This window comes from Streptomyces sp. NPDC002324 (assembly GCF_053593335.1).
The window spans coordinates 1-20,037 of the sequence record NZ_JBSFCF010000012.1 but is presented as its reverse complement, the minus strand read 5'-3'; the positions used below and the strand labels follow the sequence as shown (position 1 = coordinate 20,037).

Sequence of the window (20,037 nt, the reverse complement as noted above, 5' to 3'; positions counted from 1 at the left end):
GGCACCCACGAACACGACCCCACCCCCTTGAAAGGCTGGCTCTGGGCAACGTCTACAGTGGCGTGGTACGCGCGAGCCGTCACGGGGAGTTCACATCCGGAGGCTTGCTGAGGAGTCTCTGTCAGGGGTGTGCGTGACGGCCGTCGAATCCCGTCCACCGGGCGTGCTGGGCGCGAGCAGCACGAGCAGCAGCCGGGGTCAGCGGCCGATCGGGGCCCGCGTCATGGCCTTCGTGGCGCTCACGAAGCCGCGGATCATCGAACTGCTGCTGATCACCACGGTTCCGGTGATGTTCCTGGCGGAACAGGGCGTCCCGGACCTCTGGCTGGTGCTCGCCACCTGCGTCGGCGGTTACCTCTCGGCGGGCGGCGCCAACGCGCTCAACATGTACATCGACCGGGACATCGACGCGCTCATGGAGCGCACGTCGCAGCGCCCGCTGGTCACCGGCATGGTCACCCCGCGTGAGGGCCTGGTCTTCGGCCTCACCCTCGCGGCCGTCTCGACCGCCTGGTTCGGACTCCTCGTCAACTGGCTGTCCGCCTGGCTGTCACTCGGGGCGCTCCTCTTCTACGTCGTCGTCTACACGATGATCCTCAAACGGCGTACCTCCCAGAACATCGTCTGGGGCGGCATCGCCGGCTGCATGCCGGTCCTCATCGGCTGGTCCGCCGTCACGAACTCGATGTCGTGGGCCGCGGTCATCCTCTTCCTCGTCATCTTCTTCTGGACCCCGCCGCACTACTGGCCCCTGTCCATGAAGGTGAAGGACGACTACGCCCGGGTCGGCGTCCCGATGCTCCCGGTGGTCGCCTCCAACAAGGTCGTCGCGCGGCAGATCGTCCTCTACAGCTGGGTGATGGTGGCGGTCTCCCTGATGCTGACCGTGCTCGGCTACACCGGCTGGTTCTACACGGCGGTCGCCGCGGCCACCGGCGGCTGGTGGCTCTGGGAGGCGCACGCCCTCCAGAACCGCGCGAAGGGCGGCGCGAGCGGCGGCAAGCTCAAGGAGATGCGCCTGTTCCACTGGTCGATCACCTACGTGTCGCTGCTCTTCGTGGCGGTCGCGGTGGACCCCTTCCTGCGCTGACCCGAGCGGCGACCGCGCCCCGTAAGGGGCGCGGGGAACTGCGCGAGCACCAGGAACAACCCGCACGCACCCACGCGCGGCGAGACAGAACGGCGAGTGGTCAAGCCCACTGACCCCACCCGTCGCCACACCGAATACCCATCGGTAGCATCCAGCCCATGGCAGACACCAAGCAGGCAGACGAGGCCGAGGCAACCAAGGCGGCCGCCAAGGCCGAGCGCCGAGCGACCCGGCTGGCCAAGCAGATCCGCTCCTTCGCGGCGGCGCACCGCGGAGCCGAGGCCCAGGTCGCCTACATCGGCCAGATCGGTGCACGGATCGTCCTGGTCGGCGAGGACGGCGGCTGGGGCGACCTCGTGGCCCCCACCCACGCCATCGCCGTGGCGGCCGTGCAGAAGGCCGGCGTCACCGTCCACGAGGACTTCGACGGCGAGTTCGCGGCCAAGGTCACCACCGGCCCCTACGAGTGGTCGCGCATGGCCGGAATCCAGGTCGGCGGTCCGAAGAACAGCAACACCTGAGCCCGGCTCACCCGTTAGGCCCCGTGAACGACGGAGTCGGCCTCGGGGAGCCCGGATGATCGAAACGCCGTCCCTCGTGGACCAGTACTGCCACGGCGTACTGCGCACGGAGCTGGGCCTCGGCACCTTCGAGGCCCACCTCGCGCGCAGCGAGGGCCCGCCCGCGCCCGGCACCACCTTCTTCGACACCCAGACGGGTTTCGCCGTACGCCGCTGGTGCCCGCCCCTGCTCGGCCTGGAACCGCACTGCCCGCCGGCCCGCTATCTGGCCCGGCGCCGCGAACTGGGCGTCCTGGAGGCCGGCCGCAGACTCCTGCGGGGCAGCGGCATCACGACCTACCTCGTCGACACGGGGCTGCCCGGCGACCTCACCGGGCCGGGCGAGATGGCCTCCACCGCGGACGCCGACGCCCACGAGATCGTCCGCCTCGAACTCCTTGCCGAACAGGTCGCCGACACCTCCGGCACCGTCGAGTCGTTCCTGGCCAATCTTGCCGAGTCGGTGCACGCGGCCGCCGCGAACGCCGTCGCCTTCACCTCGGTGGCGGGCGTACGGCACGGCCTGGCGTTCGCGCCCGAGCCGCCCGGCCCGGGAGAGGTGCGCGGCGCGGTGGGGCGCTGGCTCGCGCACCGGCCGGTCGGCGGGGCGCTCACCGACCCCGTCCTCCTGCGCCACCTGCTGTGGATCGCCGTCGCCTCGGGCCGCCCCCTCCAGCTCCACGCGGGCCTCGGCGAACCGGGCCTGCGCATCGACGCCACCGACCCCGTCCTGCTGACCGGCTTCGCCCGCGCCACGGCGGGCCTCGGCACCGACCTGGTCCTGCTGCACGGCTACCCCTACCACCGCCACGCGGCCCACCTCGCCGGGGTCTTCCCGCACGTCCACGTCGACCTGGGCGCCGAACTGGTCCGCACCGGCGCCCGGGCCGCCGCCGTGCTCGCCGAGGTTCTCGAACTCGCCCCCTTCGGCAAGCTCCTCTTCTCCAGCGGCGCCCACGGACTGCCCGAGCTGCACGTGGTCGGGGCCCGGCTGTTCCGTGAGGCGCTGGCCCGGGTGCTGGGGACCTGGGTGGCGGAGGGCGCCTGGTCGCCGGTGGACGCGCAGCGCGTGGCGGGACTGATCGCGGCGGGGAACGCGCGGCGGGTGTACGGGCTGGGGTGAGCCGGTGAGACTGACCGTATGAGCCACAGCGACGCGAGGGGCGGGTTACCCGCCCCCGACACCGACACCGCGGCCCTGGTCGGACGGTTCCTCGACGGACTGCGGGACCTCACCCCGCTCGCCGTCTGGGCCCATGGCTCCCTCGGCGGCGGCGACTACCAGGAGGGCCGCAGCGACCTGGACCTGATCGCGGTCCTGGACGGTCCGGTCACCGCCCGGACCGCATGGCGGGTGGGGCGCCTGCACGCCGGCCTGCGCCACGCGCCACTGGCGGCGAACCTGCACTGCACGTATCTGGCTCCCGGCACGGCGGCCGACGCCGGCCGCCCGCACCTCACCTGGGCGCACGAGCGGCTGTTCCGGCGCACGGTCACCCCGGTCACCCGGCGCGAGCTGCACACCTTCGGCCTCGTCCTGCACGGCGAACCGCCCGGGGCGCTGCTGCCGCCGGTCGCCGACACCGAGCTGGACGCCTTCGTCGTACGCGACCAGCGGGAGTTCTGGCGCCCCGCGGTCGAGCGGGCCCACCTGTGGGACCAGGACGTCTGGGTCGACCTCGGACTGCTCACCCTGGCCCGTGCCACCGCCACCCTGCGCGAGGGCCGGCTCATCACCAAGCGTGAGGCCCTGGACCTGCTGCCCGTCCTGGGCGCGCCCGCCGAGGTGGTCGAGGACATCCGGCGGCGCCGGTACGGGCAGGGGACCGAGGAGGTGCCGTACCGGGGTCGGTCGACCCGGCTGTTCCTCGGCCCGGCGATCGACGACCTCGTACGGACGTACGGCTGACGCGGCGGGCGCGGGCCCGTCCCTGTCCTGGCACCCGTCCGCGCCTCAGCCGTCCGTGCCTCAGCCCTGCGCGGCGACCGGTGTCTCGGCGACGGCCGGACCCTGCACATCCGCCCCGTTCACTTCGTCCGCCGGCCGTTCGCGAAGCGACAGCAGCACGCGGAGGGTGGCGATCCACACCAGGCAGGAACCCAGCATGTGCGCGCCGACCAGGATCTCGGGGAGGTCGGTGAAGTACTGGACGTAGCCGACGGCGCCCTGGGCGAGGAGGACCAGGAACAGGTCACGGGTGCGGTCCAGCGGTTCGCGCGGGGAGTCCACCGCCTTCAGGACGAACCACAGGGCGAAGGCGAGCGTCACCACGATCCAGGCCAGCACCGCGTGCAGCTTGGTGACGTTCTCCCAGTTCAGCGGGATGCGATGGACCTTGCTGGAGTCACCCGCGTGCGGACCGGCGCCCGTGACGACCGTGCCCACCGCGATCAGCAGCAGCGTGACACCCACCAGGACCGCCACCAGCTGCCGCACCGCCTGACCGACCACCGGACGCGGGGCGGTGTCGCTCTCGCCCGTGCGGTGCCACATCACGGCGGCCACGGCGATGAGCGCGGTGGAGAGCAGGAAGTGCGCGGCCACCGTGTACGGGTTGAGGCCGACCAGGACGACGATGCCGCCGAGCACCGCGTTGCTCATGACGACCCAGAACTGCGCCCAGCCCAGCCGGGTCAGGCTGCGCCGGTACGGCTTCTGCGAGCGCGCGGCGACGATCGCCCAGCCGACCGCCGCGCACAGCACGTACGTCAGCATGCGGTTGCCGAACTCGATGTAGCCGTGGACGCCCATCTCACGGGTCGCGGTGAGCGAGTCGTCGGTGCACTTGGGCCAGGTCGGGCAGCCGAGGCCCGACCCGGTGAGCCGCACGGCACCGCCGGTCACCACGATGACCACCGCCATGACGAGGGCGGCGAGGGCCGCCCTGCGGACCGTTCTGGGGTCCGGGGTCCAGCGGTCGGCGATGAAGGCGAGCGGGTTGCGCGCAGCGGAGACGAGGTCGTCGCGGGTCGGTTTCGGCACGCCCACCATGGTAGGCGTGCCGCTTGTGCATGCGTTCACGAGGGTGCGGCCGGGGCGCTGAGCTGCGGCTACTCCCAGCGGAAGAACCGGGCCGCGGCGCCCAGCCCGAGCACCGCCCAGACGGCCAGGATCCCGAGGTCGCCCCACGGCATGCCCGCGCCGTGCTGGAGGACGTCCCGCAGTCCGTCCGACAGCGCGGAGATCGGCAGCAGTCCGAGCACGCTCTGGGCCGCGTCCGGGAACTTGTCCAGCGGGACGACGACACCGCCGCCCACGAGCAGCAGCAGGAAGACCAGGTTCGCCGCCGCGAGCGTCGCCTCCGCCTTCAGCGTGCCCGCCATCAGCAGGCCGAGGCCCGAGAAGGCGGCCGTACCGAGGACGAGCAGGAGCAGCACGGCGAAGGGGTTGCCGTGCGGGTTCCAGCCCATCGCGAAGGCGATCACGGTGAGCAAGGCGACCTGGAGGACCTCCGTGACCAGCACGGACAGGGTCTTCGCGGTCATCAGGCCCCAGCGGGGGAGCGGTGAGACGGCCAGCCGCTTCAGCACGCCGTAGCGGCGCTCGAAGCCGGTGGCGATCGCCTGGCCGGTGAAGGCCGTCGACATCACGGCGAGCGCCAGGATGCCGGGCGCCAGGAAGTCGACCGCCTCGCCCTCGCCGGTGTCGACGATGTCCACCGAGCCGAACAGCACCAGCAGCAGTGTCGGGATGACGACCGTCAGGAGCAGCTGCTCGCCGTTGCGCAGCAGCATCCTCGTCTCCAGGGCCGCCTGTGCCGCGATCATGCGGGGCAGGGGGGCGGCGCCCGGCTTCGGCGCGTAGGTGCCGGTGTCGGCGCCGGTGCCCGTGTTCGTCGTCCTCGCGCTCATGAACGCAGCTCCTTGCCCGTCAGCTCCAGGAAGACGTCTTCCAGGGTGTGCCGTTCCACCGAGATCCGGTCCGGCATCACCCCGTGCTGGGCGCACCAGGAGGTGACGGTCGCGAGGAGCTGCGGGTTGATCTTGCCGGTCACCCGGTAGACGCCGGGCGTCAGTTCGGCGGCGGCTGAGTCCGCCGGGAGGGCCTTGAGCAGGGATGCGACGTCGAGGGCCGGGCGGCCGGTGAAGCGCAGGGTGTTCTCGGCGCCGCCCCGGCACAGCTCCTCGGGCGCGCCCTGGGCGACGACCCTGCCGCCGTCGATGATGGCGACGTCGTCCGCGAGCTGCTCGGCCTCGTCCATGTAGTGCGTGGTGAGGATGACCGAGACGCCGTCCGTGCGCAGGTCCCGGATCAGCTCCCAGGTGGCCCGGCGGGCCTGCGGGTCGAGGCCGGCGGTCGGCTCGTCGAGGAAGACCAGCTCGGGGCGGCCGACCACGGCCATCGCGAGGGCGAGCCGCTGCTGCTGGCCGCCGGAGAGCCGGCGGTAGGTCGTACGGCCGCAGCCGTCGAGGCCCAGGCGCTCGATCAGGGCGTCCACGTCGAGGGGGTGGGCGTGCAGCCTGGCCACGTGCCGGAGCATCTCGTCGGCGCGGGCGCCGGAGTAGACGCCGCCGGACTGGAGCATCACGCCTATCCGGGGGCGCAGCGCCGCGGCCTCGCGGACCGGGTCGAGACCGAGGACCGACACCGAGCCGGAGTCGGGCCTCCGGTAGCCCTCGCAGGTCTCGATCGTGGTCGTCTTCCCCGCGCCGTTGGGGCCGAGGACGGCGGTGACGCCCGCTCGGGCCGTCAGGTCCAGGCCGTCCACCGCGGTCTTGTCGCCGTACCGTTTCACCAGGGACCGGACCTGGACCACGGGGTCACTTCGCATGGGGCCGAGTCTAGGGACGGGGCCGGGCGCCGAGGCGGCCGGGTCCGGAGATCTCCTCCTCACGGGGACGATGCACCGGGAGCCAGCGCTCGGCGTACGCCACCGCGTCGGCCACCGGGAACAGCCGTACGTCCGCCCCTCCCACCCTGGTCCGGCGGATGCCCCGGTCGCGCTCGAAGTCGTGGCCCAGTTCGTCGAACCGGTCCGAGTCGATCGACACCTCGGTCACCACCTCCCAGCCGTCCGGGCCCGGCCGGCCGACCTCGACCAGCGGTGCGGGCATCCGGTACTCGGCCAGGTGGAAGCTGGTGCAGGTGTCGTAGCCCGCGCCGAGCAGCAGCACCCGGGCGCCCGCCCGCTCCAGCCGGGCCAGCGGACTGCGCTCGCCGAGGCGGCAGTCGGGGGCGTGCTCCGCGAGGATCGCCGCCGCGGCCGGGCCGATCGCCGCGAAGGAGGTCTGGGGGTGCGCGCTGCGCAGGGCGCCCGGCCAGGTCCGTACCGTCTCGGGGATCACCCCGACCCCGCGGCTGGGCGTGATCGCGGGGTCGTAGCCGGGCATGGCGACCCGAATGGGCTCCCACCACTCCTCCGGCACCGGTGGCCGGGACCAGAGCGCGGGATCCGAGAGGTCGCCGGTCTGGCTGGGGACGACCAGGGTGCCGTCCGGACCGAGTGCGTCGAGCAGCGCCCGGACGACCGCGACGGCACCTCCGCAGACCCAGCCGAGCGCGCTGAGCGAGGAGTGCACGAGAAGGGTCTCGCCGGGTTCGACACCGGCGGCGCGCAGGTCCGCCGCCAGTCCGGCGCGGGTGACAAGTGGGCCGGTGGGAGGGGTTGTCGACATGGTGTGGCAGTCTTCCGGAGCGCCCTTCGAGGCGCCAGCCCTTCGATCGATCAGTGATCGTTTCCCCAGGTCAGCTTAGGTTTGCCTAAGTGATGTACGGCACCGCCCGCCCGCCCGGTGCGGCTTGCCCCTCTCTGAGGAATTACGCAACAATGGCGTTGTGAAAAACGTCGGCGAGGCTCCGCAGGAGGAACTCGCGACCGGTGAGCGGTCCACCCGCAACCGCGTCGCGCGGTCCATCCTGTCCCACGGCCCGTCCACGGTGGCCGACCTCGCCGGGCGGCTCGGACTCACCCAGGCGGCCGTCCGCCGTCACCTCGACGCGCTGGTCGGCGACGACGTCGTGCAGCCCCGCGAGCAGCGCGTCTACGGCGCGCGCACGCGCGGGCGCCCCGCCAAGGTGTTCGCCCTGACGGACTGCGGCCGGGACGCCTTCGACCAGTCCTACGACAAGCTCGCCATGGACGCGCTCCGCTGGATCGCCGACCAGGAGGGCGGGGAGCAGGCTGTCGCCGCCTTCGCCCGGGCCCGGGTCGCCGCCGAGGCCGGCGCCTACCGCCGGGCCGTCGAGGCCGCGGACCCCGAAGAGAAGACCGAAGCCCTGGCCAAGGCCCTGAGCGCCGACGGGTACGCTGCTACGGCGCGCAGCGCGCCCCACCCCCACCAGGGGGAGCAGCTCTGCCAGCACCACTGCCCGGTGGCCCATGTCGCCGAGCGGTTCCCGCAGCTCTGCGAGGCCGAGACCGAGCTGTTCGCCGATCTGCTCGGCACGCACGTCCAGCGGCTGGCCACCATCGCCCACGGCGACGGCGTCTGCACGACGTTCATCCCCAGAATTTCCAAGACAGCCACCGACACCGCATCTGCACGTACCGCCGGGAGGAACCCCGCATGACGCTCCCCATCGAGGAGACCGCCCACCCCGAGCTCGAGGGTCTGGGCAACTACGAATACGGCTGGGCCGACTCCGACGTGGCCGGTGCCTCTGCCAAGCGCGGTATCAACGAGGACGTCGTCCGAGACATCTCCGCCAAGAAGAACGAGCCGGAGTGGATGACCAAGCTCCGTCTCAAGGGCCTGCGCCTGTTCGAGAAGAAGCCCATGCCGAACTGGGGCTCGGACCTGTCGGGCATCGACTTCGACAACATCAAGTACTTCGTGCGGTCCACGGAGAAGCAGGCGGAGTCCTGGGAGGACCTGCCCGAGGACATCAAGAACACGTACGACAAGCTCGGCATCCCCGAGGCGGAGAAGCAGCGCCTCGTCGCGGGCGTCGCGGCCCAGTACGAGTCCGAGGTCGTCTACCACCAGATCCGTGAGGACCTGGAGGAGCAGGGCGTCATCTTCCTCGACACCGACACGGCCCTGAAGGAGCACCCGGAGCTCTTCAAGGAGTACTTCGGCACGGTCATCCCGGTCGGCGACAACAAGTTCGCGTCGCTGAACACCGCGGTGTGGTCCGGTGGTTCCTTCATCTACGTGCCGAAGGGCGTGCACGTGGAGATCCCGCTCCAGGCCTACTTCCGTATCAACACGGAGAACATGGGCCAGTTCGAGCGGACGCTGATCATCGTCGACGAGGACGCCTACGTCCACTACGTCGAGGGCTGTACGGCCCCGATCTACAAGTCGGACTCCCTGCACAGCGCGGTCGTCGAGATCATCGTCAAGAAGGGCGCCCGCTGCCGCTACACGACCATCCAGAACTGGTCGAACAACGTCTACAACCTGGTCACCAAGCGCGCGGTGGCGTACGAGGGCGCGACCATGGAGTGGATCGACGGCAACATCGGCTCCAAGGTCACCATGAAGTACCCGGCCGTCTACCTGATGGGCGAGCACGCCAAGGGCGAGACCCTCTCCATCGCCTTCGCGGGCGAGGGCCAGCACCAGGACGCCGGCTCCAAGATGGTCCACATGGCGCCGAACACCTCCTCCAACATCGTCTCCAAGTCGGTGGCGCGCGGCGGCGGCCGTACCTCCTACCGCGGCCTGGTCGAGATCGGCGAGGGCGCGCCCGGCTCCAAGTCGAACGTGCTGTGCGACGCGCTGCTCGTCGACACCATCTCCCGCTCCGACACGTACCCCTACGTGGACGTCCGTGAGGACGACGTGTCCATGGGCCACGAGGCGACCGTCTCCAAGGTCAGCGACGATCAGCTCTTCTACCTGATGAGCCGCGGCATGACCGAGTTCGAGGCGATGGCCATGATCGTGCGCGGCTTCGTCGAGCCCATCGCGAAGGAACTGCCGATGGAGTACGCGCTGGAGCTCAACCGGCTGATCGAGCTGCAGATGGAAGGCGCGGTCGGTTAAGACCGTCCTTGCCGGCAGTAGCCAGATTTCTTGACGTAGGAAGAGAGCAGACCGACAGCCATGGCTGAGGCTCAGAACATCCCCGTGGGATCCACCACCGCGGGCCAGATCGCGGTGGCCGCCGAGTCGACCGTCGCCACGCGCATGAGCGCGCCCCCGTCCTTCGACGTGGCGGACTTCCCCGTGCCGCACGGCCGTGAGGAGGAGTGGCGGTTCACCCCGCTGGAGCGCCTGCGCGGGCTGCACGACGGCACCGCCGTCGCCACCGGCGACGGCCTGAAGGTCGACGTCCAGGCCCCCGAGGGCGTCACCGTCGAGGCCGTCGGCCGTGACGACGCGCGCCTCGGCAGGGCCGGCACCCCGGTGGACCGCGTCGCCGCCCAGGCGTACTCGGCGTTCGAGAAGGCCGGCGTGATCACCGTCCCCAAGGAGACGGTCCTCGCCGAGCCCATCCGCATCGCCGTGCACGGTGAGGGCGGCACCGCCTTCGCCCACCAGGTGATCGAGCTGGGCGCCTTCGCCGAGGCCGTCGTCGTCATCGACCACACCGGTGACGCCGTGCTCGCCGCCAACGTCGACTACCTCCTGGGCGACGGCGCGAAGCTGACCGTCGTCTCCGTCCAGGACTGGGACGACAAGGCAGTGCACGTCGCCCAGCACAACGCCCTGGTCGGCCGCGACGCCTCCTTCAAGTCCGTCGTGGTCACCTTCGGCGGTGACGTCGTACGCCTGCACCCGCGCGTGACCTACGCCGGCCCCGGCGGCGAGGCGGAGCTGTTCGGCCTGTACCTCACGGACGCCGGCCAGCACCAGGAGCACCGCCTCCTGGTCGACCACAACGTCCCGCACTGCAAGTCCAACGCCGTCTACAAGGGCGCGCTCCAGGGCGAGGGCGCCCACGCGGTGTGGATCGGCGACGTGCTCATCGAGGCCAAGGCCGAGGGCACCGACACCTACGAGATGAACCGGAACCTGGTCCTCACAGACGGCGCCCGGGTCGACTCGGTGCCGAACCTGGAGATCGAGACCGGCGAGATCGTCGGCGCCGGCCACGCCTCCGCGACCGGCCGCTTCGACGACGAGCAGCTCTTCTACCTGATGGCCCGGGGCATCCCGGCCGAGGAGGCCCGCCGCCTCGTCGTCCGCGGCTTCTTCGCCGAACTTGTCCAGCAGATCGGTGTCGACGACATCCAGGACCGCCTCCTCGCGAAGATCGACGAGGAGCTGGAGACTGTGTCTGGATCGGCCCGATGACCACCTTCGTACGCGCCTGCGGGCTGAGCGAGCTGGAGAAGGACACCCCCAAGCGGGTGGAACTCGACGGCACGCCGGTCTCGGTCGTACAGACCGAGGGGGAGGTGTTCGCCATCCACGACATCTGCTCCCACGCGAACGTCTCGCTCTCCGAGGGCGAGGTGGAGGACTGCCAGATCGAGTGCTGGCTGCACGGCTCCGCGTTCGACCTCAGAACCGGCAAGCCGTCCGGCCTTCCCGCGACGCGCCCCGTCCCCGTATACCCCGTAAAGATCGAAGGGGACGACGTGCTCGTCTCCCTCTCCCAGGAGTCCTGAGGCACCCATGGCAACGCTTGAAATCCACGACCTGCACGTCACCGTCGAGGCCGACAACGCCACGAAGGAGATCCTCAAGGGCGTCGACCTCACCGTGAAGCAGGGCGAGACGCACGCCATCATGGGCCCGAACGGCTCCGGCAAGTCGACCCTCGCCTACTCCCTCGCGGGTCACCCGAAGTACACGATCACCGGCGGCACCGTCACCCTCGACGGCGAGGACGTCCTGGAGATGTCCGTCGACGAGCGCGCCCGCGCGGGCCTGTTCCTAGCGATGCAGTACCCGGTCGAGATCCCCGGTGTCTCGGTCTCCAACTTCCTGCGCACCTCCGCCACCGCCATCCGCGGCGAGGCCCCCAAGCTCCGCCTGTGGGTCAAGGAGGTCAAGGAGGCCATGCAGCGCCTCAACATGGACCCCGCCTTCGCCGAGCGCAACGTCAACGAGGGCTTCTCCGGCGGCGAGAAGAAGCGCCACGAGATCCTCCAGCTCGAACTGCTCCGGCCGAGGATCGCGATCCTCGACGAGACGGACTCCGGTCTGGACGTCGACGCCCTGCGCATCGTCTCCGAGGGCGTCAACCGCGTCCGCGAGACCGGCGAGGTCGGCACCCTGCTGATCACCCACTACACGCGCATCCTGCGCTACATCAAGCCCGACCACGTGCACGTGTTCGCGAACGGCCGTATCGCCGAGTCCGGCGGTCCGGAGCTCGCCGACCAGCTCGAGGCCGAGGGCTACGACAAGTACGTGAAGGGTGGCGCATCCGCGTGACACAGCTGCCGGGCCTCCTCGACACCGAGGCGATCCGCAAGGACTTCCCCATCCTGGACCGCCAGGTCCACGACGGTAAGAAGCTCGTGTACCTGGACAACGCGGCGACCTCGCAGAAGCCGCGCCAGGTGCTGGACGCCCTGAGCGAGTACTACGAGCGCTACAACGCCAACGTCCACCGCGGTGTGCATGTGCTCGCCGAGGAGGCCACGGCGCTGTACGAAGGCGCGCGCGACAAGGTCGCCGCGTTCGTCAACGCTCCCTCGCGCGACGAGGTGATCTTCACCAAGAACGCCTCCGAGTCGTTGAACCTCGTGGCGAACATGCTGGGCTGGGCCGACGAGCCCTACCGCGTGGACGCCGAGACCGAGATCGTCATCACGGAGATGGAGCACCACTCCAACATCGTGCCGTGGCAGCTGCTCTCGCAGCGCACGGGCGCGAAGCTGAAGTGGTTCGGGCTGACCGACGACGGCCGCCTCGACCTCTCCAACATCGAGGAGATCATCACCGAGAAGACGAAGATCGTCTCCTTCGTGCTGGTCTCCAACATCCTCGGCACGGTCAACCCCGTCGAGGCGATAGTGCGCCGGGCGCAGGAGGTCGGCGCCCTGGTCTGCATCGACGCCTCGCAGGCCGCGCCGCACATGCCGCTGGACGTCCAGGCCCTCCAGGCCGACTTCGTGGCCTTCACCGGCCACAAGATGTGCGGTCCGACGGGCATCGGTGTGCTCTGGGGCCGACAGGAGCTGCTGGAGGACCTGCCCCCGTTCCTCGGCGGCGGCGAGATGATCGAGACGGTGTCGATGCACTCGTCGACCTACGCCCCCGCCCCGCACAAGTTCGAGGCGGGCACCCCGCCGATCGCGCAGGCGGTCGGTCTGGGCGCGGCGATCGACTACCTGAGCGCGATCGGCATGGACAAGATCCTCGCCCACGAGCACGCAATCACCGAGTACGCGGTGAAGCGGCTGACGGAGGTCCCGGACCTGCGGATCATCGGCCCGGCCACGGCCGAGGAGCGGGGCGCGGCGATCTCCTTCACGCTCGGCGACATCCACCCGCACGACGTGGGCCAGGTGCTCGACGAGCAGGGCATCGCGGTCCGGGTCGGCCACCACTGCGCACGCCCCGTCTGCCTGCGTTACGGAATTCCCGCGACCACCCGAGCGTCGTTCTATCTGTACTCCACCCCGGCCGAGATCGATGCCCTGGTCGACGGCCTGGAGCACGTACGGAACTTCTTCGGCTGAGGGGACGAGCGATCGCATGAAGCTGGACTCGATGTACCAGGAAGTCATCCTGGACCACTACAAGCACCCGCACGGCCGGGGCTTGCGGGACGGTGACGCCGAGGTGCACCACGTGAACCCGACGTGCGGCGACGAGATCACCCTGCGAGTGAAGTACGACGGTACGACCGTGCAGGACGTGTCGTACGAGGGCCAGGGCTGTTCGATCAGCCAGGCGTCGGCCTCGGTTCTGAACGACCTCCTGGTCGGCAAGGACCTCGGCGACGCGCGGAAGATCCAGGAGACCTTCCTGGAGCTGATGCAGTCCAAGGGGAAGATCGAGCCGGACGACGCGATGGAGGAGGTGCTGGAGGACGCGGTCGCGTTCGCCGGTGTCTCCAAGTACCCCGCCCGGGTCAAGTGCGCCCTCCTCAGCTGGATGGCGTGGAAGGACGCGACGGCCCAGGCGCTGGGCGCCGACGCCGACGTCGAAAGGAAGACGGCATGAGCGAGACCCTGGAGATGAAGCCGGCCTCCGAGGAGGAGGTCCGCGAGGCCCTGTACGACGTCGTCGACCCCGAACTGGGCATCGATGTCGTCAACCTCGGCCTCATCTACGGCATCCACATCGACGACGCGAACATCGCGACGATCGACATGACCCTGACGTCCGCGGCCTGCCCGCTGACGGATGTCATCGAGGACCAGGCCAAGTCCGCCACGGACGGCATCGTCAACGAGCTGCGCATCAACTGGGTCTGGATGCCCCCGTGGGGCCCCGACAAGATCACCGACGACGGCCGCGAGCAGCTGAGGGCGCTCGGGTTCAACGTCTGAGATCCCTCGGTCATGAGTGTGGCCCCCGGCGAATGTCGTATTCGCCGGGGGCCACACTCATGTGCGGGCGGGTGTCCCGTCGCTCAGCCGAGACCCTTCACCAGGCGGAAGAAGAAGTCCTGCCGACCGGTGGTGTTGTAGCCGTACGGGTCCAGGACCAGCTCGAAGTTCTTGTGGCGCAGGAAGCGGTCGGGGTAGTTGACCGCCTGCAGCATCACGGCGTCCGAGTACGGGGACTGCGTGGGGCAGAAGGTGGCGTCCTGGCGGAAGAGTTCCGAGCCGTCGTTGCCGCTGACGCGGAGCCGGAAGTTCTGGTGCCGTACGTAGCGGCCGTCCGCCATCTTGAAGGAGTAGCAGGAGGGCTTGGCGAGCCCTGAGACCACCTTGAAGGAGGAGTCCTCCCTGGTCTCGCCTCCGCTGTACGAGCCCACCGAGTCGAGCCGGATCGCGCCGTTGCTCAGGTGCCAGTACCGGTCCGGGTAGTTGACCGCCTGGACGGACTTGCGGGTGGTCGACGAGGACGGCGGGTTCTTGGCGGGTGAGGTCGTCTTCGACGGCTTGGCGGTCGGCTTGGAGCCGCCCTGCTGCTTGTCGTCGGACGAGCCGGAGCCCTTGGAGTCCTCGCCCTTGCTCTTGTCCCCGTCCTTCTTGGAGTCGTCCTCGGAGCCCTGCGGCTCCGACAGACCGCTCTTGCCGTCCGGTGCCGAGGTCGCGGGGGGCGACGTGGGCGGGAGGGACACGGTGGGGACCCGGTCGTCGGCGGCGGTGGTGCGGGCGTTCTTGTCCGACGAGTTGTCAGGTCCCGAGGCCTGGAGGGTGATCGCCGTGACGCAGGAGGAGACCACGGCGAGAGCGAGGGCACCGGCCAGCCAGAGGCGGCGGGTGCCCGGTATACGGGTGTCGTTCGGGGCGACCCCGGTCTCCCACACCTTCGCGGATCTGAGCATCGGAAGGCTGGGCGGGGTCTGGTCCGGATCAGGTCCGGGCTTAGTCGGCGGCATGCGCGGTTCCCTCGGCGTCGCCACAGGCGGACGCAAATTCGTCATGCGGATCAGGGAGGGTGGTACGTGTCACCGGTGTGTGCAAACCCTGGCGGTCGTCACACATTCGGGAGATTGACCGTTGAAACAGTAGTTCACCAAGTGACGCGCGGGGAGCCCTTTCAGTGAGCGCTTCCATAACGGAACGGCCCCGAAACGAGGGCCTCTTGGGGGGCGACGGCGGCCAATTCCGCCCATAAGCGAGCCACTACACGCGATGTGTACATCCGTACATATGATGTGTACGCTCGTACACATGGGATTTCTGTTGCTCGCCGGCGCCATAGCCGCCGAAGTGGCCGCCACCACCGCCATGAAGTACAGCGAGGGCTTCAGCAAGTTGTGGCCGTCGGTCGTCACCGGCGTGGGGTACCTCGTCTCCTTCGTGCTGCTCGCCCAGGCGTTGAAGTCGATGTCCATCGGCACGGCGTACGCGATCTGGTCCGGCGTCGGCACCGCGACCGTCGCCGCGCTCGGACTGGTCCTCTTCGGGGAGGGGCTGAGCTTCGCCAAGGTCGCCGGGATCGTGCTGATCATCGCGGGAGTGGTGGTGCTGAACCTGGGAGGCGCCCACTGATGGCCCGGCGTTACGACCCCGAGCGGCGGCAGCGGATCATCGACGCCGCGATCCGGGTCGTGGGGGCGAAGGGCATCGCCGGGCTGAGCCACCGCAGCGTGGCCGCCGAGGCGGACGTACCGCTCGGCTCGACGACGTACCACTTCCGGACCCTCGACGATCTGATGGTCGCCGCGCTGCGGCAGGCCAACGAGGGCTTCGCGAAGGCCGTCGCCGCGCGCGAGGCCCTGCGCGACCCGAACACCGACCTCGCGGCCGAACTGGCCGCGCTGGGCGGGGAGTGGTTCAGGGGAGACCGGACGGGCCTGGAGGTGGAGTACGAGCTGTACCTCGCCGCCCTGCGCCGACCCGCGCTGCGGCCCGTCGCCGACGAGTGGGCCCGCGCCTTCGCCGACACGCTCGCCCGCCGCACCGACCCGGTGACCGCGCGGGCGCTGGTCGCGCTGATCGACGGCATCTGTCTGCAGGTCCTGCTGACGGGGGCGCCGTACGACGAGGAGTACGCGCGGGAGGTGCTGGCGCGGGTGATTCCCTGAGCGGGCCCGCGCGCGAGCCGTGAACCTTCCTCGGCCCCCCGGGGGACAGGGGGTGACAGAGCACGGCGAAGCAGACGGGAAACTCGTGACGAGCAGGGTGCCGGGTGGGGGGAACTCGGTGAGGGTGGGGGGGAGAACTCGGTGAGCGGACCACGGCCACCGCCACCGCCACCGCCACTGGCGCAGGCGCAGGTCGAGGACGACGCCGAGGTCGTCGCCCAATCCCTGGAACGGGCCGAGCTGTTCGCACGGCTCTACGACCGCCGCGCGCCGGACATCCACCGGTACGTGGCCCGGCGACTCGGCGACGGCATGGCCGACGACCTCACCGCCGGCACCTTCTTGACGGCGTTCCGCATCGGCATCCGCTACGACCGGAACCGGGCCGACGCCCGCTCCTGGCTGTACGGCATCGCGGCAAGCTCATCGGCAAGCACCGCCGTACGGAGGTCCGGGCCCTGCGGGTGCTGGCCCGCACCGGACACGGTCCGGTCGCCGCGTCCTGGAGTCGGACGTGGGTCGAACGCACCGACAGCCGGGTGGCGGCGCCGGCGCCGCTCGCCGGGGCGTCGGCGGCGCTGTCCGCGGGGGCGGCACGTGCTGTTGCTCGTCGCCAGCGGCCTTCAGCGCATCCTTGCCGTCGGACGGCAGTGTGGTCAGGAGTGATCGGCGGCAGCTCGCTCATCAGCAGGGCCGTCGTGGACGAGGCGGGCGGACGCGACCGACTTCGGCCCCTGGACAACGGCGGCCTGTCCCACGGAGGTGGGCGGGCCGCCCGGTGCCGTATGTCCGTAAAGTGCCCGGCTCCTGAGACGGCCGCGTCGCGGGTTGGCCCGTACCGCCCCCGGACGGTTAGGTTGCCCTCATGACCGACACGACTGCTCCCCGCTCCACCGGCGCCGTGGCCGCCGGCCTCGCCACGATCGCCGCCGACGGCACCGTTCTCGACACCTGGTACCCCGCGCCCGAGCTGGCGGCCGAGCCGGGCCCCTCCGGCACCGAGCGGCTGACCGCCGAGCGGGCCGCGGAGCTGCTCGGCGGCGGCGCGACCGCCGCGCTCGGTCAGGACACGCGCCGGGGCGTCGAGGTCGTCGCGGTCCGTACGGTCATCTCCTCGCTCGACGAGAAGCCGCTCGACACGCACGACGCCTACCTGCGCCTCCACCTGCTCTCCCACCGCCTGGTCAAGCCGCACGGCCAGAGCCTGGACGGCGTCTTCGGCCTCCTCGCCAACGTCGCCTGGACCTCGCTCGGCCCGGTCGCCGTCGACGACATCGAGAAGGTGCGCCTCAACGCCCGCGCCGAGGGCCTGCACCTCCAGGTCACCTCGATCGACAAGTTCCCGCGCATGACGGACTACGTCGCCCCCAAGGGCGTCCGGATCGCCGACGCCGACCGCGTCCGCCTCGGCGCGCACCTCGCCGAGGGCACCACGGTCATGCACGAGGGCTTCGTCAACTTCAACGCGGGCACCCTCGGCACGTCCATGGTCGAGGGCCGGATCTCCGCCGGCGTCGTCGTCGGCGACGGCTCGGACATCGGCGGCGGCGCCTCCACGATGGGCACGCTCTCCGGCGGCGGCAACGTCATCATCTCCATCGGCGAGCGCTGCCTGATCGGCGCCGAGGCGGGCGTCGGCATCGCCCTCGGCGACGAGTGCGTCGTCGAGGCCGGCCTCTACGTCACCGCCGGCACCCGCGTCACCATGCCCGACGGCCAGGTCGTCAAGGCCCGCGACCTCTCCGGCGCCTCGAACATCCTCTTCCGCCGCAACTCGGTCACCGGCACGGTCGAGGCCCGCCCGAACAACGCGGTCTGGGGCGGCCTGAACGAGATCCTGCACAGCCACAACTGATCATCGGCGGCCGTGACCTGCGGCCGCCTTATCGATCATCGCTCTGACCTGCTGCTGAGCTGTCGGTAGTTGTCGATGTTGGTCACCATTGAGCGCCCTTCCACGGCCCGAGGACGGCCCGGGAGGGCGTTCGTGTGTCGAGGCTGGACGCGTACTCACGAGTTGTTGATCACCGCGAGGAGGTCATCGTGCCGATTCCGCCGAACTTCAACCCTGTCGACCCATCAACCGTCAGACTGGGTGCATGGGTGACTGGAACGAGGCTGACGAGTATCTGGCATGGGCAACAAAGGAGCTCTCCCGTAACGGCCACAAGAAGCTGTGCGTGATTCGGGATGCCCCGACCGCCGAGGTGGTCGACGAGTTCGAAAAGGTCCTGGACGACGCGCAAGACGAAGCTCCGGTGCAGGAATTTTTCGAGAAACACCCCGAGGTCTTGGCGCAACAACTCGGTGCCGGATGCCGCTGGATCATTCCGAGACCGAATTTGGGAGGCGTCTACATCCCAGATTTCATGGCAGCCCGGGTTGACAGTGGCGGACTACGGTGGGTCGCGATCGAGCTCGAAAGTCCGTCTGTTGATCGCCTCTTCACGACAACGGACGGGACACCTGCGAAAGAACTACGCAAAGGACTTCAGCAGATCAAAGACTGGAGATATTGGCTCGAAATGAATTTGCAGACCGCTCGGAATAGTCCCATAGATGGCGGCTGCGGTTTCGTTGGCATCACCCCCAAGGTTCAGGGGTTGGTGGTGATAGGCCGTCGCCGCATCACCACTAGCGATGACCATTACAGAAGGCGTGATATCGCCTGGCAAGAGCATTTGGAGACCCACACCTACGACTGGCTACTTGAAGAGGGGCGAAAAATGGTGCCCTTGCATCGATCGCTGCAGGAAGAATGCGAGGAGTGTGAACTCTATGGGCGCTAATTTCCGGTGATCTGGTGTAGCTAAATGCAAGTCGGCCGAGCTTCAACGGGCGAGTAAGCGCCGACCGGGCGATCGATAGCCGGTGTGCTAGAACTCAAGGGCACCATGAACTGACGGAGTACTTCGGCGCGATCCACCCCTACGACGTGGACGAGATGGTCGATCGCCTCATCGCTTGGCAGGCATTGGTTCGCCCACGCGACGCCGGACTGCGAGCACGGACACGAAATCAAGCGTCGGCGCCCCGGCGCAGGGTTGTGAGGCGGGCCGCGTGGAGAGGTTCCAGGTCAGTTTGGTTTCCCCGAGTAAATTCCACATCGATCACAGCGCCAAAGTATTTGTCGGGCCCTGTGACTGACACCTTACGAACGTTGCGCTGTTTGAACGCAAGTTCAGCGCGTACCTGTGCCGTGAGTTCTAGACATACGGAATGTGTGGCCTTATAGCTGCATTGAAGTTCACCATCGGCTTCGCTGTACTTAACCGGATCCTTTCCGTGATGAATCACGCACTTCATGATCAGCCAAGACCAACCGGAAAGTGACGCTAGCCACAAGTAGAAGAGATATCTGACCTCGTCGGATGCGAATGAATCCACGCGGGCGGTGAATTCCTTCCACTCTTCCGATTCCAGGTCGCGTGCCAGTAGCTGCATATCTCCAGGTGGGGTATCTTCGGATTGCGTGATGAACCCTTCAGGAGTTGGCCGACGGGTAGGGTCTAGATCCTGTGTCGCTCGCAAGATCTCAGTGTAAGTATCGGTTCGCTTCTCCCACATCTTCGTTGTAAGTTCGCGTTGGCCTACGTCCTTGCTGGCCCTGCGTGAGAAAATTACTGCGGCAGCTGCAATGACGAGTGTTGCGACTTGAGATATGTATGGAAGTGCGTCAGATAGGAAGTCGACCATGGTCCCCCGATTCGTCATGGCTGTGTGGAGCTGCCATGACGTTACCCGGGCCCGTCTGTCGTTGAAACGCACGTGCGTTTACGTACGCACAAGGTCGGCGGAGTCTCAATGACCGAGTCAAGGGTCTCTGCCGGGCCGGGGGCGTTGTCAGGCGTCGGTGTCGGCGGCCTCTTCAAGTAGGTCCATGGCGTGGT

The 20,037-nt window shown here is 69.2% G+C and carries 22 protein-coding genes and 1 pseudogene; 17 read left to right on the top strand and 6 right to left on the bottom strand.

The annotated features are described in order from the left end of the window. The first annotated feature begins 133 nt into the window (after positions 1-133). From ACWCRJ_RS18010 to ACWCRJ_RS17995, 4 genes are all read left to right on the top strand, one after another. Positions 134-1,090, top strand: coding sequence for a heme o synthase (locus ACWCRJ_RS18010; RefSeq protein ID WP_450940171.1), 957 nt, complete (start codon positions 134-136; stop codon positions 1,088-1,090). Between the two features lie 158 nt (positions 1,091-1,248). Next, positions 1,249-1,611, top strand: a complete 363-nt coding sequence (locus ACWCRJ_RS18005) for a hypothetical protein (RefSeq protein WP_450940170.1) — start codon at positions 1,249-1,251, stop codon at positions 1,609-1,611. A gap of 55 nt (positions 1,612-1,666) precedes the next feature. After that, on the top strand, positions 1,667-2,773 hold the full coding sequence (locus ACWCRJ_RS18000; RefSeq protein ID WP_450940169.1) for an amidohydrolase family protein: 1,107 nt from the start codon (positions 1,667-1,669) through the stop codon (positions 2,771-2,773). An 18-nt stretch (positions 2,774-2,791) separates the two neighbouring features. Continuing rightward, complete coding sequence (locus ACWCRJ_RS17995) at positions 2,792-3,559, top strand: nucleotidyltransferase (protein WP_450940168.1); 768 nt, start codon at positions 2,792-2,794, stop codon at positions 3,557-3,559. A 60-nt stretch (positions 3,560-3,619) separates the two neighbouring features. Here the strand turns inward: ACWCRJ_RS17995 and ACWCRJ_RS17990 are convergent, their stop codons facing one another. The 4 genes from ACWCRJ_RS17990 to ACWCRJ_RS17975 are packed head-to-tail and all read right to left on the bottom strand — an operon-like array spanning position 3,620 to position 7,266. Then, a complete protein-coding gene (locus ACWCRJ_RS17990) occupies positions 3,620-4,642 on the bottom strand; it encodes a COX15/CtaA family protein (RefSeq protein WP_450940167.1) in 1,023 nt (340 codons plus the stop codon). A 59-nt stretch (positions 4,643-4,701) separates the two neighbouring features. Then, on the bottom strand, positions 4,702-5,502 hold the full coding sequence (locus ACWCRJ_RS17985; RefSeq protein WP_450940166.1) for an ABC transporter permease: 801 nt from the start codon (positions 5,500-5,502) through the stop codon (positions 4,702-4,704). Next, entirely contained in the window at positions 5,499-6,422 is a 924-nt protein-coding gene (locus ACWCRJ_RS17980; RefSeq protein ID WP_450940165.1) for an ABC transporter ATP-binding protein, read from the bottom strand. Before ACWCRJ_RS17980 ends, ACWCRJ_RS17985 begins: the two co-directional genes overlap by 4 nt. 10 nt (positions 6,423-6,432) lie before the next feature. Next, positions 6,433-7,266 carry an aminoglycoside N(3)-acetyltransferase gene (locus ACWCRJ_RS17975; protein WP_450940164.1) on the bottom strand — a complete coding sequence of 278 codons (834 nt, stop codon included), beginning with the start codon at positions 7,264-7,266 and terminating at the stop codon, positions 6,433-6,435. Positions 7,267-7,426: 160 nt separating this feature from the next. Between ACWCRJ_RS17975 and ACWCRJ_RS17970 the strand changes: the two genes are divergently transcribed. The 8 genes from ACWCRJ_RS17970 to ACWCRJ_RS17935 are packed head-to-tail and all read left to right on the top strand — an operon-like array spanning position 7,427 to position 13,994. After that, positions 7,427-8,161, top strand: coding sequence for a helix-turn-helix transcriptional regulator (locus ACWCRJ_RS17970; RefSeq protein ID WP_450940163.1), 735 nt, complete (start codon positions 7,427-7,429; stop codon positions 8,159-8,161). Then, positions 8,158-9,582, top strand: coding sequence for a Fe-S cluster assembly protein SufB (gene sufB, locus ACWCRJ_RS17965; RefSeq protein WP_013004546.1), 1,425 nt, complete (start codon positions 8,158-8,160; stop codon positions 9,580-9,582). The genes ACWCRJ_RS17970 and sufB overlap by 4 nt, the downstream gene beginning before the upstream one ends. A gap of 60 nt (positions 9,583-9,642) precedes the next feature. Continuing rightward, a complete protein-coding gene (gene sufD, locus ACWCRJ_RS17960; RefSeq protein ID WP_450940162.1) occupies positions 9,643-10,836 on the top strand; it encodes a Fe-S cluster assembly protein SufD in 1,194 nt (397 codons plus the stop codon). Continuing rightward, positions 10,833-11,153, top strand: a complete 321-nt coding sequence (locus ACWCRJ_RS17955) for a non-heme iron oxygenase ferredoxin subunit (protein ID WP_450940161.1) — start codon at positions 10,833-10,835, stop codon at positions 11,151-11,153. The genes sufD and ACWCRJ_RS17955 overlap by 4 nt, the downstream gene beginning before the upstream one ends. 7 nt (positions 11,154-11,160) lie before the next feature. After that, positions 11,161-11,925 carry a Fe-S cluster assembly ATPase SufC gene (sufC, locus tag ACWCRJ_RS17950; RefSeq protein ID WP_450940160.1) on the top strand — a complete coding sequence of 255 codons (765 nt, stop codon included), beginning with the start codon at positions 11,161-11,163 and terminating at the stop codon, positions 11,923-11,925. After that, positions 11,922-13,178 (top strand): cysteine desulfurase, encoded by a 1,257-nt coding sequence (locus tag ACWCRJ_RS17945; protein WP_005477881.1) that lies wholly within the window; start codon positions 11,922-11,924, stop codon positions 13,176-13,178. Before sufC ends, ACWCRJ_RS17945 begins: the two co-directional genes overlap by 4 nt. A 16-nt stretch (positions 13,179-13,194) precedes the next feature. Continuing rightward, positions 13,195-13,665 carry a Fe-S cluster assembly sulfur transfer protein SufU gene (sufU, locus tag ACWCRJ_RS17940; RefSeq protein ID WP_005477880.1) on the top strand — a complete coding sequence of 157 codons (471 nt, stop codon included), beginning with the start codon at positions 13,195-13,197 and terminating at the stop codon, positions 13,663-13,665. Further along, positions 13,662-13,994 carry a metal-sulfur cluster assembly factor gene (locus ACWCRJ_RS17935; RefSeq protein ID WP_005477879.1) on the top strand — a complete coding sequence of 111 codons (333 nt, stop codon included), beginning with the start codon at positions 13,662-13,664 and terminating at the stop codon, positions 13,992-13,994. Before sufU ends, ACWCRJ_RS17935 begins: the two co-directional genes overlap by 4 nt. Before the next feature lie 83 nt (positions 13,995-14,077). Here the strand turns inward: ACWCRJ_RS17935 and ACWCRJ_RS17930 are convergent, their stop codons facing one another. Beyond that, positions 14,078-14,941: an AbfB domain-containing protein gene (locus ACWCRJ_RS17930; protein WP_450940315.1), complete on the bottom strand. Its 864-nt coding sequence runs from the start codon at positions 14,939-14,941 to the stop codon at positions 14,078-14,080. A gap of 349 nt (positions 14,942-15,290) precedes the next feature. Here ACWCRJ_RS17930 and ACWCRJ_RS17925 point away from each other — a divergent pair, with 349 nt between their 5' ends. The 5 genes and pseudogenes from ACWCRJ_RS17925 (at position 15,291) to ACWCRJ_RS17905 (ending at position 18,936) form a co-directional block, all read left to right on the top strand. Next, positions 15,291-15,611, top strand: a complete 321-nt coding sequence (locus ACWCRJ_RS17925) for a DMT family transporter (RefSeq protein ID WP_450940159.1) — start codon at positions 15,291-15,293, stop codon at positions 15,609-15,611. After that, complete coding sequence (locus tag ACWCRJ_RS17920; RefSeq protein WP_450940158.1) at positions 15,611-16,147, top strand: TetR/AcrR family transcriptional regulator; 537 nt, start codon at positions 15,611-15,613, stop codon at positions 16,145-16,147. Before ACWCRJ_RS17925 ends, ACWCRJ_RS17920 begins: the two co-directional genes overlap by 1 nt. A gap of 141 nt (positions 16,148-16,288) precedes the next feature. After that, positions 16,289-16,762: pseudogene (locus tag ACWCRJ_RS17915) on the top strand (RNA polymerase sigma factor); the annotation flags it as partial. A 250-nt stretch (positions 16,763-17,012) separates the two neighbouring features. Next, positions 17,013-18,002 (top strand): 2,3,4,5-tetrahydropyridine-2,6-dicarboxylate N-succinyltransferase, encoded by a 990-nt coding sequence (gene dapD / locus ACWCRJ_RS17910; protein ID WP_450940157.1) that lies wholly within the window; start codon positions 17,013-17,015, stop codon positions 18,000-18,002. Between the two features lie 244 nt (positions 18,003-18,246). After that, positions 18,247-18,936 carry a Shedu anti-phage system protein SduA domain-containing protein gene (locus ACWCRJ_RS17905; RefSeq protein ID WP_450940156.1) on the top strand — a complete coding sequence of 230 codons (690 nt, stop codon included), beginning with the start codon at positions 18,247-18,249 and terminating at the stop codon, positions 18,934-18,936. Positions 18,937-19,165: 229 nt separating this feature from the next. Here ACWCRJ_RS17905 and ACWCRJ_RS17900 read toward each other — a convergent pair whose 3' ends face one another. Continuing rightward, entirely contained in the window at positions 19,166-19,678 is a 513-nt protein-coding gene (locus ACWCRJ_RS17900) for a hypothetical protein (protein ID WP_450940155.1), read from the bottom strand. Positions 19,679-20,037: the final 359 nt, after the last annotated feature.

Bases quoted from the DNA above. Each gene is read 5' to 3' on its own strand.
- ACWCRJ_RS18005 (WP_450940170.1), top strand. From the start codon at position 1,249: ATGGCAGACACCAAGCAGGCAGACGAGGCCGAGGCAACCAAGGCGGCC.
- ACWCRJ_RS18000 (WP_450940169.1), top strand. From the start codon at position 1,667: ATGATCGAAACGCCGTCCCTCGTGGACCAGTACTGCCACGGCGTACTG.
- ACWCRJ_RS17995 (WP_450940168.1), top strand. From the start codon at position 2,792: ATGAGCCACAGCGACGCGAGGGGCGGGTTACCCGCCCCCGACACCGAC.
- ACWCRJ_RS17990 (WP_450940167.1), bottom strand. From the start codon at position 4,642: ATGGTGGGCGTGCCGAAACCGACCCGCGACGACCTCGTCTCCGCTGCG.
- ACWCRJ_RS17985 (WP_450940166.1), bottom strand. From the start codon at position 5,502: ATGAGCGCGAGGACGACGAACACGGGCACCGGCGCCGACACCGGCACC.
- ACWCRJ_RS17980 (WP_450940165.1), bottom strand. From the start codon at position 6,422: ATGCGAAGTGACCCCGTGGTCCAGGTCCGGTCCCTGGTGAAACGGTAC.
- ACWCRJ_RS17975 (WP_450940164.1), bottom strand. From the start codon at position 7,266: ATGTCGACAACCCCTCCCACCGGCCCACTTGTCACCCGCGCCGGACTG.
- sufB (WP_013004546.1), top strand. From the start codon at position 8,158: ATGACGCTCCCCATCGAGGAGACCGCCCACCCCGAGCTCGAGGGTCTG.
- sufD (WP_450940162.1), top strand. From the start codon at position 9,643: ATGGCTGAGGCTCAGAACATCCCCGTGGGATCCACCACCGCGGGCCAG.
- ACWCRJ_RS17955 (WP_450940161.1), top strand. From the start codon at position 10,833: ATGACCACCTTCGTACGCGCCTGCGGGCTGAGCGAGCTGGAGAAGGAC.
- sufC (WP_450940160.1), top strand. From the start codon at position 11,161: ATGGCAACGCTTGAAATCCACGACCTGCACGTCACCGTCGAGGCCGAC.
- sufU (WP_005477880.1), top strand. From the start codon at position 13,195: ATGAAGCTGGACTCGATGTACCAGGAAGTCATCCTGGACCACTACAAG.
- ACWCRJ_RS17935 (WP_005477879.1), top strand. From the start codon at position 13,662: ATGAGCGAGACCCTGGAGATGAAGCCGGCCTCCGAGGAGGAGGTCCGC.
- ACWCRJ_RS17930 (WP_450940315.1), bottom strand. From the start codon at position 14,941: ATGCTCAGATCCGCGAAGGTGTGGGAGACCGGGGTCGCCCCGAACGAC.
- ACWCRJ_RS17925 (WP_450940159.1), top strand. From the start codon at position 15,291: ATGGGATTTCTGTTGCTCGCCGGCGCCATAGCCGCCGAAGTGGCCGCC.
- ACWCRJ_RS17920 (WP_450940158.1), top strand. From the start codon at position 15,611: ATGGCCCGGCGTTACGACCCCGAGCGGCGGCAGCGGATCATCGACGCC.
- dapD (WP_450940157.1), top strand. From the start codon at position 17,013: ATGACCGACACGACTGCTCCCCGCTCCACCGGCGCCGTGGCCGCCGGC.
- ACWCRJ_RS17905 (WP_450940156.1), top strand. From the start codon at position 18,247: ATGGGTGACTGGAACGAGGCTGACGAGTATCTGGCATGGGCAACAAAG.